Here is a 14993-nt window from a genome sequence, read left to right as displayed (position 1 = left end):
CTAACCCTCGTAGCCGATGTCGAGCCGCACCAGCGCGCCGTTGCGGTCGATGCGGTCCGCGCGAAAGTAGCAGCGCCCGCGGTAGCTGTCGAGGTGCAGCGGCACGGCCACCGGCTCGCCCCAGCTCGTGATTGCGAAGCCCCGGCCGCGCAGCCACTGCAGCAGCGCGTCGAGCCGCGGCGGGTCGGCATCGACGCGAATGTCCGCGTCGGCGGGCGGCGTGCCTTGCGGGTCGGCGAGCCAGCGCGCGAAGCTGCCGATCAAGGTGAAGGCATGGCCCTGTGCGCGCAAGGCGTCGAGCAGCTCCGACGTGGCCTGCAGGTCGATGCGCTCGCGCTGCTTGCTGAACACCAAGGCGTATTCATGCCGCCGGTCGGTGCGCGCTGAGGCCGTGTCGTCGTCGCCTGCGTGCGGGTAGACCAGCACCCGCTCTTCCACCATCGTGAACAGCGCGCCGAGGATGCGCGCAAGGTCGAACGCCAGCGGCAGCACGCGATCGCCGAGGCGAACGTTCTCCACCATCGCGATGCAATGGCCGCCCTCGCGCAAGTCCGCGCGCACGCTGTGGAAAACGTCGCGCAGGCCGTCGAGGTGCTGCGCGTAGCTGCGGCTGTCGTAGAGCTGCGATGCGGCATCGGCGCCAGGCCATCGGCAGCCGAAGTAGGGCACGTTGGTCAGGCACAGGTCCAGGGGCGGCAATGCGGCGCCCTGCAACGCGTCGCACGACCCGTGCAGCAGGGCCACGCCATGGCCGAGGCCGTGCCGCGCCAGCCGCTCGCGCGCGAGCTCGACGCGTTGTGCATCGACCTCGCAGCCGACGGCCAGCCGGTCTTCGAGCCGCGCGGCCAGCAGCGTGGTGCCGAAGCCCGCGAACGGGTCGAACACGGTTTCGCCGGGCCGGGAGAACTGCCGCACGAAGGGCGTCATCTGCTCGACCCAGCCGCAGTCGCGCCCGCCCAGCGGGTCGCGTGCGCGCAGGTCGTCGGGCAGCCGGTGGCGCGGCGACTCCGCCTCGAGCATCAGCCAGCTGTGGCTAGGCATGGGGGAGCACCTCGTCGTTGCGTGCCTCGTCGTTGCGGCTGTCGTCGCTTCGGGTGTCGAGCAGCACGTCGCGCCCGGGCTCCCAGCCCGCGCACAGCTGTCCGTCCGGAAAGTAGACGAGCTTGTAGACGTCGCCGCTGGCATGGCGCTGGTGCATGGCGCCGTAGTCGGCGCTCTCGAACACCACGCGCAGCCCGCTCGCGGTGCGCAGGCGCAGGTTCCAGAAGTAGTAGCCCTCGGTCAGGCTGTCGAGCGTCCAGCCGCGCGAGACATCGGCGTCGTCGAGGCAGGCGGCGAGCAGCTCGTCCATCGACACGCGGTGCGTGCCCAGGAAGCGCGCCGTGGCGTTGTCGCGGTAGCTGTCGTCCAGCCGCGAGAACTCGCGGAACACCACCGTGCCGGCGCCGCAGCGTTGCGCCCAGCGCAGGTACGCCGCCACGTCCGCCGGCTGCGCCACGCCGCCGCGCTGAAGAATGCACACCAGCCGCAGTGCCACCGCGTCGGCCAGCTGCCGCGCGGTGCGTTCGAACACCGCCTGCTCGCCGATGGCCACGCCGGGCCTGAAGCGCATGATGGCCTGGTTGGTGGCGCTGTCATGGTGGTGGCGCGACAGCTCCAGCCAGCTCAGCCCGAAGGCCTGCAGCGCATCGCGCAGTTGCGCGCCGCGAGGGGCGGCAAAGCCGGCGCCGTTGCTGTAGAGCACGCGCTCCTCGACCACCGGGCCGTCGCGTTCGCCGGCGGCCAGCACGTCGAGCAGCTGCAGCATCCAGTCGGCGTCGTCACTGGTTTCCAGGCCCGAGAGCGACCACGACAGCGGCACGCCGCGCAAAGCCCGCAGCGTGCGCGCCAGGCCCTCGAAGTAGCCGGCTCCTGGCCGCAGGCGGGAGGCCGCGACCGCGCCGTCGGCCTTGCGCAGGTTCTCCGAGCAGAAGCTGCAGCGCGCCGAACACGGCTGCACCGCGGCATAAGGCGTGAACGTGATCGGCTGCGCAAAGCGGCGCGGCACGCCGCCGAGGGTGTGCGTGTGCCAGCGCGCGCCTTCGCCGGCATCGGGCGCGCGCAGGGCCACCTGGCCGACGGCCCCGCGCAGGCGCTCGAACAGCGGCGAGCTCGCGCTGCGCGGCAAGGCGGCGACGGCGACCTTGCGCACGTCGTGGATCGGAATGCGCGAGAGTGCGGGAGACATGGGGGATGGCAGGCTGGTCGGTGAATGCAGCTTCACGGCAGCGCCGCCGGGGTCGGCGGCATCCGCTGCACTGGAGGCACCGGAGGCTACTTCACCAGGCGGCAGTGCGTGAGCTTGGGCGAGGGTACCAAGGCCGTGGCCAGAAAGCCTTCGTTGAGGCATTCGAAAACCAGGTTCGACGAGAACTGGAAAGGCGTCATCTTCTGGTCCTTGAACTTCGGCTTCAGGGCTTCCTGGTCGCTCACCTCGAAGCTGGTGTCGAACTGCGATCCATCGTCGGCGACGGCCCCGAAATAGGTGCCGCCCGCCTCGCTGCCCATGCGCATCACGCGGCCACTGAAGGCCAGGCGCTTCTGCGTGTACCTGGCCGTTGCCTGTTGCGGGTTGGCCTTGTACGCCGCCACGATGTCGTTGTAGCCGAGCACGGGCGCGGCGTTGTCGGCCTGCGCGGTGCCGTGCCAGAGGGCTGCCGCGGCGAGCAGCGAGAGCGCGGGAAGGAAAGCGGCCAGCCGGCCGGCATTTTTTTGCATGTGGTTCACCCCTGAGTGTTTTTTTTGATGGAGACGCCGCGGATGCCTGCGCCTGTCGCGCGAAAGCGGCGTCGTCGTGCCTCGACGGCTGGGCGAATATACAAGCGGGCGTGCCTTGAAAACTTTCTCCTGACGGTGTTCGCGGGCCGAGAATCCGGGGTATCCGAAGTGGGGAACGCCATGCTCAACGTCGCCGAGTCCATCCGCAATTTCAACGCGGGCCGCGAGCCCGAACGCCTGGCGATGAAGTACGCCAGCCTGCGCACCAGCCCCTTCGTGTTCCTGCGCGGCACCTGCCACCTGTTCTACGACCGCTTGCCGGGCGACGCGCTGTTCTCCAAGGCGCCGGCGGGCTGGCTGTGCGGCGACGCGCACCTGGAGAACTTCGGCAGCTACAAGGGCGACAACCGGCTCGTGTACTTCGACCTCAACGACTTCGACGAAGCGGCGCTGGCGCCCGTCACCTGGGAGCTGGTGCGCTTTCTCTCGAGCATCCTGGTGGCGGGCGACGGCCTGCGCGCCACCGCCGACGAAGCGGCCGCGCTGTGCCAGGTGTTCCTCGACGCCTATGCCGCGGCGCTGGTGCCCGGCAAGGCCCGCTGGCTGGAGCGCGACACCGCCGAAGGGCTGGTGCAGGAACTGCTGGACACCCTCAAGGCCCGCAGCCGGCCCGCCTTTCTCGACCACCGCACCGACCGCAAGGGCCGCGGCCGCGTCATCCGCTGCGACGGCAAGCGCGCGCTGAAGGCCGACGACGACGCGCGCGCCCGCGTCACCAAGCTCATCGACACCTTCGCTGCCACGCAGGACAAGCCCGGCTTCTTCAAGGTGCTCGACGTGGCGCGCCGTGTCGCGGGCACCGGCAGCCTGGGCGTGGCGCGCTACATCGTGCTGGTCGAAGGCAAGGGCTCGCCCGACGGCAACTACCTGCTCGACCTGAAGCAGGCGCTGCCCTCGTCGCTGGCACCGCACCTGAAGCTCGCGCAACCCGCATGGCCTTCGCAGGCGCACCGCGTGGTGGGCTTGCAGCGCCGCATGCAGGCCGTGTCGATGGCGTTCCTGCATCCCATCGTGGGCGCGAAGGATTCACCGTCTCACGTGCTGCGCGGCCTGCAGCCCAGCGAAGACCGCGTGAGCCTGGGCGCCGCGGGCACCAGCCTCGAACAGATCCGCGGCGTCATCGGCGAGATGGGGCAGCTCATCGCCTGGGCGCAACTGCGCAGCGCGGGCCGGCAGGGCTCGGCCGACGCGGACGTGCTGGTCGATTTCGGGGGCTCGGTGACGTCGTGGGGCGCCGACCTGCTGGCGGCGGCACATGCCTGTGCGGCGCAGGTGAGGGCGGACTGGAAGGACTACTGCGAGGCTTTCGATGCGGGGGCGATGGCGTTGCCCGCGCAGAAGCGGGGCGACCGATGAGCCTCCAGCTGAACGGGCAGCACGGGAAGATTCCCGGTGCGCCGGCCATCGAGCTACTTCATGAACTCGATGCCTGAGAACTTTCCAGACACCGGCGCGGGTTGCGCAGACAGGCACTACCTCATTCGCAGCGAAGCCGAGGGCGACGACATCGAACTGCGGGTCGGCTCGATAGAAGGCCTGCCTTCCGTCTACATCACCGAGGAAAGTGACGTCGTCGAGGACGTGCTCATCGTCGTGGACGGCATGCAGGCTCCCGGCAACTACCCGGCTCTGAGGGCAAGCACCGTCTACACGATCTACAAGGTCATCGGTGATTTGGAGGCGGAGGTGGCCTGCATCCATTGCAAGGCGCTCCTGAAGGACAAGGGCTCGCGCCAGCATTACGTGGTGTCGGTCGGCCGCGCATACCTGCCGAAGGTGCAGATCCTGGATGCGTGGAGGGAGGGCGTTCCGGTCAGCTGGCGCGACCTCGATCCCGTTTACGGGTACCCGTGGATCAGCGCCTGCATGTCCCTGGCTTCTCCCTTCAATTGGCGCCAGACGCTGGTGACCGGGCTTGTCGTGCTGGACGTGGCCGGCTTGCGAACCGAGGACGACCTCTACTGTCACCTCGGAGAGGCGCTGTTCGGCTACCGCGGGTACGCGGGCAGCAACCTGGCTGCATTCGAAGACGTGCTTCGGCACAACGAGCCCGCGCGCATCACGTTCTCGATTCCTGACGAGGCCGAGTTCGATGCATTCCTTGCAAGGACCACGCGGCGTTCCGGCCACGCGGGTGTGTTCAAGCAAATCATCGGGGAGGCTGGTGCGGCGCTGAGGATCGAGCGGCGCAGCGCCTGATCGGTACAGGCCGGCAACCGGCCCGCTACTTCGCAAACAGCCGCGAGATATCCGAGAACGCCTTCAGCTCCAGCGCATTGCCCGACGGGTCGAGAAAGAACATCGTCGCCTGCTCGCCGGGCTCGCCCTTGAAGCGGATGTACGGCGCGATGACGAATTCGGTGCCGTGCGCCTTGAGCCGCTCGGCGGCCGCTTCCCAGTCGGCCAGCGGCAGCACGATGCCGAAGTGGCGCACGGGCACGCCGTGCCCATCCACCGCGTTGAGCTGGCTCGCGCCCGTGGCCTCGGGTGCGAGGTGCGCCACGATCTGGTGGCCGTAGAAGTTGAAGTCGATCCATTCGGGCGAGCTGCGGCCTTCAGGGCAGCCGAGCGTCTCGCCGTAGAACTTGCGCGCCAGCGCGAGGTCGTGCACCGGAAACGCGAGGTGGAACGGCGACAGCATGGCGGGGTTGGAGGTGGGGGCCTTCATGTGCGTGGGCTTTCTGGTGAATCGCTGGAGGAGCAAGGAAACTGGCGCGATCGTAGGTTGGCCGATGCAAAAACAAAATCAATATATATTTGTATCGAGCATCGAAAGGATTGATGAATGATTCGGGAGCTCAAGACCTTGATCGCCGTGGCGCGCGAGGGCACCTTCTCCGCGGCGGGCGAGAAGATCGGGCTGACGCAGGCGGCCGTCAGCGCGCAGATGCAGCGGCTGGAAGCCGAACTCGGCTTCGCGCTGTTCGACCGCACCGGCCGCTCCGCGCTGCTGAACGCCGCGGGCCGCCAGACGCTGGCGCAGGCCGAGGAGCTGGTGCGCCTGTACGGCAATCTCGGTGCCGGCACGGCCGAAGACGCGTCGGCCGCGCGCGTCATCGCCATCGGCGCGATCGCGTCCGCGCAGCGCTCGGTGCTGCCCGACGTGCTGGCCCGCTTCCACAAGCAGCACGAGGGCTGCCGCACACGCGTGGTGCCGGGCGTGTCGATGTCGCTCTTCGACCAGGTCGACGCGGGCGAACTCGACATGGCGCTGATCATTCGCCCGCCGTTCTCGATGCACGGCGACCTGCGCTGGACCACGCTCGCGCGCGAGCCGTTCAGGCTGCTGGTGCCGCGGCAGCTGAAAGGCGACGACTGGGCGGAGATCCTCGCGAGCCACCCCTTCGTGCGCTATGACCGCGTGTCGTTCGGCGGGCGGCAGGTCGACCGCTTCCTGCGTGCGTCGCACCTGAGCGTGCAGGACGTGTGCGAAGTCGACGAGCTCGAAGCGATCGTGGGCCTGGTGGCAAGGGGCCTGGGCGTGGCACTGGCGCCCGAGACCGCGCCGCATCGCCGTTGGCCGGCGGCCGTGCGCGCGATCGACCTGGGGCATCACACCTTCCATCGCGAGGTCGGGCTGGTGCATCGCGGCAGCCGCAGCCTGAGCGCGGCGGCGCGTGCGCTGTCGGCGCTGGTGGGCGCGGCCTATCCGGCGCTGGCTTCCGTGCCCTGAGGCGCTCGCCCCGGGTCAGCCCACCAGGCTGGCCACCGCCCGCACCACGCTCACCGCCGCCAACGCAATCAGCAGGTTCAGCACATGCTTCCTGAACTGCTCCGGCGACACGCCCTTGAAAGAGCGCTGCCCGTACCAGATGCCCGCGAGCATCGCCGGCGCGAGCCACAGCGCCCACTTGAGCGTGTCCGCGCCCATCAGGTTGCCCGACGCATGCGCCGATGACGGTATCAGCGCCGCGCAGATCAGCGCGACCACGTCGCTGAACAGCAGCAGCGCGATGAGCGTGGCGCGCAGCGCGGCCGGGGCCATCCTGGTGGTGCTCAGCAGCACCGCGATGGCAATGCCGCCGATGGCCGCCACGCCGTTGATGAAGCCCGAGGCCAGGCCGGCCGCGAGCCGCACGCTGCGCGTGGGCACCAGCGTGACGTGCGCGCCGCCGCGCAGCAGCAGCGCGGCCGCCATCAGCAGCGCACCGATGAGCAGGCGCAACGGCGTTTCCGGCAGCCAGGCGAGCAACGCCACGCCGATGGGAATGCAGATCAGGTTGCCCAGCATCAGCCAGCTGAGCCAGGGCATGTCGACGTCGCGCGCAATGCCGCGCAACTGGCTCAGGCTCGCAAGGATCTCGAGCATGAAGATGGCGGGCACCACCAGCGCAGGCGACACCACCAGCGACATGCCCGCCACGGTGATGGCCGAGAAGCCGAAGCCCGCGAAGCCGCGCACGATGCCGGCCGCGAACACCACGCACAGGCTGTAGGCCAGCGTCGCCGGTGCCAGCGGCGGCACCAGGAGGTCCGCCGCCGTCATGCCTCGAAGAGCGGCAACAGCTTCAGGCGTTGCACCTTTCCGGAGGGGCCGCGTGGCAGGTCGCGCACGAAGCGGTAGTGGCCGGGCGCCTTGTAGCGGCCGAGCGCGGTGGCGCTGAACTCGCGCAGCTCGTCCTCGGTGCAGGTGCAGCCTTCGCGCAGCACGATGCACACGCCGATGTCCTGCCCGTAGTGGCGGTCGGGCACGCCCACGGCGGCGGCCTCGAGCACGGCGGGGTGCTGCAGCAGGGCCTCGTCGATCTCGCGTGGCGCGATGTTCTCGCCCCCCTTGATGATCAGCTCCTTGATGCGGCCGGTGACGAAGAAGAAGCCGTCCTCGTCGCGGTGGCCCAGGTCGCCGGTGCGCAGCCAGCCGTCGGGCGTGAAGCTGGCGCGCGTGGCGTCCTCGTTCTTGTAGTAGCCGAGCATCACGTTGGGCCCGCGAATGACGAGCTCGCCCGTCACGCCGTTGGCCACGGCCGCAAGACCGGCATCGATCACGCCGGCCATGCAGCCCGACGCGCGCCCCACCGAGCCGAGCTTGCGCGCGGCCGGGTCCATGGGGTTCGAGAAAGAAGGCGCCGCGGTTTCGGTGAGACCCATGGTCTCGACGATGCCGATGCCGAACATCTGCTCGAAGGCGCGGTGGTGCTCGGGCGGCAGCGCGGCCGAAGCCGAGCGGCAGAAGCGGATGGCCAGCGTCTGCGCAAGCGGCGGCTTCGCGCCCTCGAGCAGGTACGAGATCATGGTGGGCACCACGTTGATCCAGCTGCACTGCGTCTGCGTGGCCTGCTCCCAGAAGCGGCCGGCCGAGAACTTCGGCGGCATCGCAAGGCTGCCGCCGTGCGCGAGCGGCGCGAGCATGGTCACGGCGAAGGCGTTGATGTGGTACAGCGGCAGCACTGCCAGCACGCGGTCCGAAGGCTGCAGCTGGTGCTCGGCGCTGATGGCGTGCGCATTGGCCGCGAGGTTGCGCTGCGTGAGCATCACGCCCTTGGGCATGCCGGTGGTGCCCGAGGTGTACATGAGCAGCGCAACGGCGTCGGGCGAGGGCGCCGATGCGGCGGCGGCCATCTCCTCTTCGCCCGGCAGCGCGTCGGCTTCGGGGTCGACCACGACCAGCTTCACCGGCCGGTCGAAGGCTTCGACCATCTCGCGCACGCGCGATTCCCACTCGGGCGCGACGCAGACCACGCGGCAGTCGGAATGCGCGAGCACGTAGCGCATCTGCTCGGGCTGCGACAGCAGGTTGACCGGGTTCACGACGAAGCCGCCGTGCATCGCGCCCAGCAGCAGGCGCAGGGTCTGCAGCCCGTTGGGCATGACGACGGAGACGGTGTCGCCCGGCTGCATGCCGTGCCCGCGCAGCACCGAAGCCACGCGGCGGCATCCGCGCGCGAGTTCGCCGTAGGCGATGTGCTGCTGCGACTCGGTGGCGCGCGCGTACACCGCGTGCGGCTGGCGCTGGGCCTGCTGCTCGACCAGCGCGTGAACCGTGGTGGCTTCCGCTGCCGCCATCGCCGTGCTCACTTCGCGCCGTGGGTGGCGAAGAAGGCGCCGAAGATCTGTTCCTCGGTCGGCACCACCTCGGGAATCGGCCGCGACACACGCGTGATGTTCAGGTAGTGGCGGTAGTTCATGTTGTCCGAGAAGTTGTTCTTGCCCCAGGTGCCGCAACCCATCGACAGCGAGAACGGCAGGCCGTTGTCGAAGCTGCCGCCGGTGGCGATGCAGTGCGCCTGGTCGACGATGACGCGAGACACCGGCAGCGTGAGGCCCAGGGACAGCGCGCGCTCGGGCACGGTGCTGTGCAGGCCCACCGAGTGGCCCGCGCCTTCGTAGGCATAGATGCGCTCGACCGTGGCGGCGGCTTCGTCGAAGTCGCGCGCCGCATAGACCGCGAGCACGGGGCTGAGCTTCTCGCCCGAGAACGGATGCTCGTGGCCCACGCCGTCTTCCGCCACCATGAGGATGCGCGGGTCGGCTTCTGCAATGGCTTGCCATGCGGCGCGGTTGGCGCCGTCCAGCGCGGCCGCGCGTTCGGCAATGGAGCGTGCCGACTGGCCGATGACGGCGGGCGAGAGCTTGCCTTCGGGCCACATCAGCGCCTGCAGGGTGGCCTTCTGGCCGGCCGCGAGCATCACGGCGCCGCGGTCTTTCAAAGCGGCGAGCATCTGCGCGCGCACCGCGTCGACGATGACCAGGCTGTTCTCCGACGAGCAGCTCGTGGCGTTGTCGAAGGTCTTCGAGCGCACGATGCGGTCGGCCGCCGCTTGCACGTCGGCCGTCTCGTCGACGATGCCCGCCACGTTGCCCGCGCCCACGCCGAAGGCCGGCGTGCCGCTCGCATAGGCCGCGCGCACGTTGGCCTGCGAGCCGGTGGTCACCACCAGGTCGCACAGGCGCATCAGCTCGGCGGTCGACTGCTTGTTGACGGGCGAGGGCAGCAGCTGCACCAGGTCGCGCGGCGCGCCGATGCGGTCGAACTGCTGGTGGATGAACGCGATCAGCCGCGCCGCCGTCGACCAGCCCTTGGGCGAGGGCGCGACGATGACCGCGTTGCGGCCCTTCAGCGCATTGATGATCTTGTTGGCCGGCGTGGCGCCCGGGTTGGTCGAGGGCGTGACGGCGCACACCACGCCCACGGGCCGCGCGATCTCGACGATGCCGCGCGCCGGGTCTTCCGCGATCACGCCGACCGAGCGCGCGCCGTGCAGGTCGCGCAGCAGGCCGAAGGTCTTGCGGTGGTTCTTGCGCACCTTGTCCTCGACGTTGCCCACGCCGGTGTCGGCCACGGCCAGCTCGGCCAGTTCGCGGTTGCGCGCCGGCTCGATGATGGCCCAGCCGGCCGCGACCACGGCGGTGTCGACCTGGGCCTGCGACCAGGTCTCGTAGATGCGCTGCGCGGCGCGCGCGCGGGCGACGAGTTCCGCGATCGGGGATGAGGGGGATAAGGGGGACGAGGGGGATGAGGTGGGGGCTGGATGTTCCATCATGGGGTCTCTGTGTCGGTCAGTCGACTTTGATGCTGGCTTCCTTGGCCAGCTTCTGCCAGCGCACGAGTTCGGTGCTGACCACCTTGCCGAGCTGCTCCGGCGTGCCGCCCACGCCTTCGCTGCCTTGCGCCAGCAGCTTGTCGCGGATGTCCGGTTCCTTCACCACGGTGTTGATGACGCGGTTGAGCTTGGCGATGGCGGGCTGCGGTGTCTTGGCGGGCACGAACACGGCGTACCACGAGTCGACGTCGAAGTCGGCAATGCCGGCCTCCTGCATCGTCGGCACGTCGGGGAAGGCCGCGCTGCGCTTGGTGGTGGACACCGCGAGCGCCTTCAGCTTGCCGGCCTTCACGAACTGCGCGGCGGCCGGAATGGACACCCACAGCAGCGGCACCTGTCCGCCCATCACGTCGGTGACGGCCGGGCCGCCGCCGCGGTAGGGAATGTGCGTCATGTGCGTGCCGGTGCGCAGCTTCAGCAGCTCGCCCGCCAGGTGCCCGGGCGAGCCGTTGCCCACCGACGCGAAGGAAATGCTGTCGGGCTTGGCCTTGGCCAGCGCGACCAGTTCGGCCACGGTGTTCGGCGGAAATTGCGGGTTGGCCACCAGGATCTGCGGCAGCGAGGCGACCATGCCGACCGGCGCGAAGTCTTTCGCGGTGTCGAAGCTCAGCTTGTTGTAGATGGCGGGGTTGATGGTGTGCGACGACAGCGTGAACAGCACCGTGTAGCCGTCGGGCGCCGACTTGGCCACCACCTCGGTGCCGATGGAGCCTGCCGCGCCGCCGCGGTTGTCGATGAGCACCGGCTGGCCCAGCAGCGTCTGGAAGCGCTCCTGCACGATGCGCGCGATCACGTCGGTGCCGCCGCCGGGCGGGTAGGGCACGATCAGGCGGATCGGCTTGTTGGGGTAGTCGCCGCCGTTGTCGGCATGCGCGGCGAAGGGCATGGCAAGCGGCACGGCAAGCGCGGACAGCGTTGCGAAGGCCGTCAGGCCGGCGCGCAGCCAGGGAACGGGGAACAGCTTCATTCGAGTCTCCTTCTCTTTGGTGTGTTCGCACTGGCGCCTGCAGACGTTGCCGCGCTTGCGCGGTAGCCGAGCGTTGCGCTGGCATCGCGCGCGCAGGCCGTGATGTGGCCGGCCAGCCCGCGTGCCTGCGTGCGCGCGAAGCGGATCGAGGGCACGCTCATGCCCACCGCCGCCACGGCGTCGCCGCGCGCGTTGAACACCGGCACGCCGAGACCGCAGACGCCCAGGCGCCATTCCTCGCGGTTCTCGGCATAGCCGCGTGCCCGCGTGCGCGCCAGTTCAAGAGAGAGCGCATCGAAGTCGGTGATGCTGTTCTTCGTGTGTGCCACCAGCGCGCCCAGGCGCTGCCGCAGCGCGGCCGTGTCGAGCGACGCCGCGGCAAGCAGCGCCTTGCCCGAGGCCACGCAGCAGGCCGCCGCGCGGCCACCGACGCGCGAATACGCGGCCACCGGCAGCGGGCTGTCGAACTTGTCGAGGTAGACGATTTCCGCGCCGTCGAGCACCGCCAGGTGAATGGTCTCGCCCGTGGCCTGCGCAAGCGCTGCCAGGTGCGGGCGCAGCAGCGCGCCCACGTCGGCCGCTTCGCCCACCAGCGCGCCGAGCTCGAAGAGCTTCAGGCTGGGCCTGTAGGCGCTGGTGCCCGCGTCCTGCACGGCCCAGCCGCATTCGACCAGCGTCTGCAGCGTGCGGTGCGCGTTGCTGCGCGCCATGCCGAAGGCCTGTGCCAGGTCGGTGACGCGGCAGTCGCGCTGCTGCCGCGCCATCCATTCGATGGCGGCGAGGCCCTTGGCAAGCGTGGAGTCCATGTGTTGTCGTCTCCGATGTTCCAAATACTGGAACGTCGTTCTTGGATTTGAAACGCAATGTAGGAATGCCGGGGCCCCTTTGTCAATCAGGGACTTGGATGTAATGCCAAACGCCTAAGGGCTTGGGTAGCCAAAAGTCTCAACGCCGGTGCCGCCCCGCCATGAGTTCGATCACCTCGCGGAAGAGGGTGTTGCCGCTCGAAGTTGCCAGGTCCAGCACATGGCTGCGGCTGTAGTACGGGCTCAGGTCGAGGCCCACGCCGATACCGGCAATGGCGATGTCGCCGCGCTGTTCCTGGCGCGCCACCACGTCGCGCAGGTGGTGGTCGAGGTAGTGCGCGTCGTTGGCCAGGTGGGTGGCGCTGTCCATCGGCGAGCCGTCGGAAATCACCAGCAGCAGCTTGCGCGCCTCGCTGCGCTGGCGAAGGCGCACGCAGGCCCAGTCGACCGCCTCGCCGTCGATGCCTTCGCGGAACAGGTCGGCCTTCAGCAGCGCGGCCATGGCCGGGCGCGCGCGGCGCCAGGGCGTGGCCGCGGCCTTGAAGACGATGTGGCAGCGCTCGTTCAGCCGGCCGGGGTGGGGCGGGCGGCCGGCACGCACCCACTCGCGTTGCGCGCGCCCGCCGTTCCATGCGCCGGTGGTGAAGCCCAGCACCTCGCTGGCCACGCCGGCCTGTTCGAGCGCGCGTGCGAACACGTCGGCCATCATCGCGACCGACTCCGCATGCTCCTTCATCGAGCCCGAGCAGTCGATGAGAAAGGTGACGATGCAATCGGCCACGGGCGCCATGCGCTCGGTGCGGAACAGGCGGCGCTCGGTGGGCGAGGCGACCAGCTGCGCGAGCCGGCGGCCGTCGATGAGGCCTTCTTCCTGTCCGCCGTCCCAGCCGTCGCGCTCGGGCTCGGCCAGCAGCGCGCTCAGTTCGCGCGCGAGGCGGGCGATGTTCACGCCCTGCGCGGCAATGCGGCGGTCGAGCTTCTCGCGGTGGTCGGCCAGCACCTCCTTGCGTGCGAGCGTGGCGGCGTCGTGTTCGCGGTCGCAGGCGGTGGTGAAGACGCGGTAGGCGCCGCCCGCGTCGTCGAGCACCGCGCTGCGGCCCGACTCGGCGGTGGTGAAGCGCTCAATGATCTCCTGGTCCATGTCGGCGACCAGGCTGAACACGCTGCGCTTGTCGTCCACGTGCGGGTCGCGTGCCGCGCTGCTTTCTTCGCCGGCCTCGTGCAGCATCGCGGCCACGGTGCGCGCGATGGCGAGCGCATGCACGGCATAGGCGGCCTGGTCGGTGCGGTCGCGGCGCAGGCCCGCCAGCGCATGGCCGATGAGCGGCGCGAGCGCGAAGCGCGTGGCCTCGAGCATGTCTTCGGTTTCTTCCACCACCTGCTCGCCGCTGACGCGGGCGCGGCAGATCTGCGCCACCGCGTACAGCAGCAGGCCGCGCGCGGTGTCGGTCAGGCCCGAGTGGTGGAAGGCCAGCGACCATTGTTCGTGCCGGTGGCGCAGGTTGCGGCGCATGCCCACCATGGCCTCCGGCGCCATGGCTTCGGCGCGGAACTGCTCGAGCATCTCGAACAGCATGCGTTCGACGGGTTCTTCGGGGCGCAGGCTGTCGTGCAGCGCCGCGTCGGACTGCGACAGCCGCAGCGCCAGCCCGTCGGCCACGCCGCGAAACGAAGCGAAGTCGTCGGTGTCGGGCGAAGGGTGCAGGTGCGGCGCGAACCACGGCAGCGCGACGCGGCCGCGGTGCAGGCGCCGGCCGCGAAAGTGCAGGTCGCGCTCGCCGCTGAAGGCGCGCACCACGCCCGCGCAGAGCTCGGCCACCTGCTCCTCCTGCCGCACCCTGCGCTGCATGGCGCTGGCCGATGCAGGCGTGCCGGTCATTCGCGCGGGCCCGGCGAGGTGAGCTGGTGGGACTCCTGCAGTTCGCGGTCGAAGCAGCGCTGGAAGTACTCGGCCACCAGCGGCCGCTCGGCGTCGTCGCACTTGTTGACGAACGACAGCCGGAACGCCAGCGCCGGGTCCTTGAAGATCTCGACGTTCTCGGCCCAGGTGATGACCGTGCGCGGCGACATCAGGGTGGACAGGTCGCCCGCCGCGAAGCCCTTGCGCGTGAGGTCGGCCACGGCCACCATCGACGCGACCAGCTTCGTGCCCGCCGCATCGGCCAGCGACGGCACGCGCGCCTGCACGATGGCGATTTCTTCCGCGGCCGGCAGGTAGTTGAGCGAGGCGACGATGTTCCAGCGGTCGATCTGCGCGTGGTTGAGCCGCTGCGCGCCGTGGTACAGGCCGTTCAGGTTGCCCAGGCCCACCGTGTTGGCCGTGGCGAACAGGCGAAAGAACGGGTGCGGGCGCAGCACCTTGTTCTGGTCCATCAGCGTGAACTTGCCGTCGCGCTCCAGGACGCGCTGGATGACGAACATCACGTCGGGCCGGCCCGCGTCGTACTCGTCGAAGATCAGCGCCACGGGCCGCTGCAGCGCCCAGGGCACGATGCCTTCCTGGAACTCCGTGACCTGCTGGCCTTCGCGCAGCACCACGGCATCCTTGCCGACGAGGTCGAGCCGGCTGATGTGGCCGTCGAGGTTCAGGCGCACGCAGGGCCAGTTCAGCCGCGCCGCCACCTGCTCGATGTGGGTCGACTTGCCGGTGCCGTGCAGCCCCTGCACCATCACGCGCCGGTCGCGCATGAAGCCCGCGAGGATGGCGAGCGTCACGTCGGGGTTGAAGCGATAGACGGCGTCGACCTCGGGCACGTGGTCGTCGCGTTCGCTGAAGGCGGGCACCTGCAGGTCGGTGTCAATGCCGAACACCTCGCGCACGCTGAGCAACCTGTCCGGGCGGAGTTCTGCTGTATCGGTCAC

The 14993-nt window shown here is 69.8% G+C and carries 14 protein-coding genes; 3 read left to right on the top strand and 11 right to left on the bottom strand.

Features of this window, described 5'->3' with window-relative positions:
* The 3 genes from BM004_RS36270 to BM004_RS36260 all read right to left on the bottom strand — a co-directional run bounded on the left by BM004_RS36270 (position 1) and on the right by BM004_RS36260 (position 2757).
* Positions 1-1041, bottom strand: a complete 1041-nt coding sequence (locus BM004_RS36270) for a DNA methyltransferase (RefSeq protein ID WP_093221042.1) — start codon at positions 1039-1041, stop codon at positions 1-3.
* Positions 1034-2227, bottom strand: a complete 1194-nt coding sequence (locus BM004_RS36265; RefSeq protein WP_093221040.1) for a hypothetical protein — start codon at positions 2225-2227, stop codon at positions 1034-1036. The genes BM004_RS36270 and BM004_RS36265 overlap by 8 nt, the downstream gene beginning before the upstream one ends.
* 86 nt (positions 2228-2313) lie before the next feature.
* Positions 2314-2757 carry a hypothetical protein gene (locus BM004_RS36260; RefSeq protein ID WP_093221039.1) on the bottom strand — a complete coding sequence of 148 codons (444 nt, stop codon included), beginning with the start codon at positions 2755-2757 and terminating at the stop codon, positions 2314-2316.
* 180 nt (positions 2758-2937) lie between these two features.
* Between BM004_RS36260 and BM004_RS36255 the strand changes: the two genes are divergently transcribed.
* Positions 2938-4173, top strand: a complete 1236-nt coding sequence (locus tag BM004_RS36255; protein WP_093221036.1) for a DUF2252 domain-containing protein — start codon at positions 2938-2940, stop codon at positions 4171-4173.
* 60 nt (positions 4174-4233) lie between these two features.
* Entirely contained in the window at positions 4234-5016 is a 783-nt protein-coding gene (locus tag BM004_RS36250; protein ID WP_093221033.1) for a barstar family protein, read from the top strand.
* A 25-nt stretch (positions 5017-5041) separates the two neighbouring features.
* Here the strand turns inward: BM004_RS36250 and BM004_RS36245 are convergent, their stop codons facing one another.
* Complete coding sequence (locus BM004_RS36245) at positions 5042-5485, bottom strand: VOC family protein (RefSeq protein WP_093135235.1); 444 nt, start codon at positions 5483-5485, stop codon at positions 5042-5044.
* Positions 5486-5602: 117 nt separating this feature from the next.
* On the opposite strand from BM004_RS36245, the gene BM004_RS36240 reads away from it, so the two are divergent.
* Positions 5603-6490, top strand: a complete 888-nt coding sequence (locus BM004_RS36240) for a LysR family transcriptional regulator (protein WP_093221030.1) — start codon at positions 5603-5605, stop codon at positions 6488-6490.
* A 15-nt stretch (positions 6491-6505) separates the two neighbouring features.
* Here the strand turns inward: BM004_RS36240 and BM004_RS36235 are convergent, their stop codons facing one another.
* The 7 genes from BM004_RS36235 to BM004_RS36205 all read right to left on the bottom strand — a co-directional run bounded on the left by BM004_RS36235 (position 6506) and on the right by BM004_RS36205 (position 14993).
* Entirely contained in the window at positions 6506-7303 is a 798-nt protein-coding gene (locus BM004_RS36235) for a sulfite exporter TauE/SafE family protein (protein ID WP_093221028.1), read from the bottom strand.
* Positions 7300-8820, bottom strand: a complete 1521-nt coding sequence (locus tag BM004_RS36230) for an AMP-binding protein (protein ID WP_093221122.1) — start codon at positions 8818-8820, stop codon at positions 7300-7302. The genes BM004_RS36235 and BM004_RS36230 overlap by 4 nt, the downstream gene beginning before the upstream one ends.
* An 8-nt stretch (positions 8821-8828) precedes the next feature.
* Complete coding sequence (locus BM004_RS36225; RefSeq protein ID WP_093221119.1) at positions 8829-10295, bottom strand: acylating sulfoacetaldehyde dehydrogenase; 1467 nt, start codon at positions 10293-10295, stop codon at positions 8829-8831.
* A gap of 19 nt (positions 10296-10314) precedes the next feature.
* The gene (locus tag BM004_RS36220; RefSeq protein WP_093135243.1) at positions 10315-11325 is read right to left on the bottom strand and encodes a tripartite tricarboxylate transporter substrate binding protein; all 1011 of its coding nucleotides are present in this window, start codon (positions 11323-11325) and stop codon (positions 10315-10317) included.
* Positions 11322-12131, bottom strand: a complete 810-nt coding sequence (locus BM004_RS36215) for an IclR family transcriptional regulator (RefSeq protein ID WP_093135245.1) — start codon at positions 12129-12131, stop codon at positions 11322-11324. Before BM004_RS36215 ends, BM004_RS36220 begins: the two co-directional genes overlap by 4 nt.
* 139 nt (positions 12132-12270) lie before the next feature.
* Positions 12271-14010 (bottom strand): cobaltochelatase CobT-related protein, encoded by a 1740-nt coding sequence (locus BM004_RS36210; protein WP_093221025.1) that lies wholly within the window; start codon positions 14008-14010, stop codon positions 12271-12273.
* Positions 14007-14993: an AAA family ATPase gene (locus BM004_RS36205; RefSeq protein ID WP_093221022.1), complete on the bottom strand. Its 987-nt coding sequence runs from the start codon at positions 14991-14993 to the stop codon at positions 14007-14009. The genes BM004_RS36210 and BM004_RS36205 overlap by 4 nt, the downstream gene beginning before the upstream one ends.

This window comes from Variovorax sp. OK212, assembly GCF_900112425.1.
Lineage (GTDB): Bacteria > Pseudomonadota > Gammaproteobacteria > Burkholderiales > Burkholderiaceae_C > Variovorax.
The sequence above is the reverse complement of the archived record's forward strand: the minus strand, read 5'-3'. Positions and strand labels throughout refer to the sequence as shown.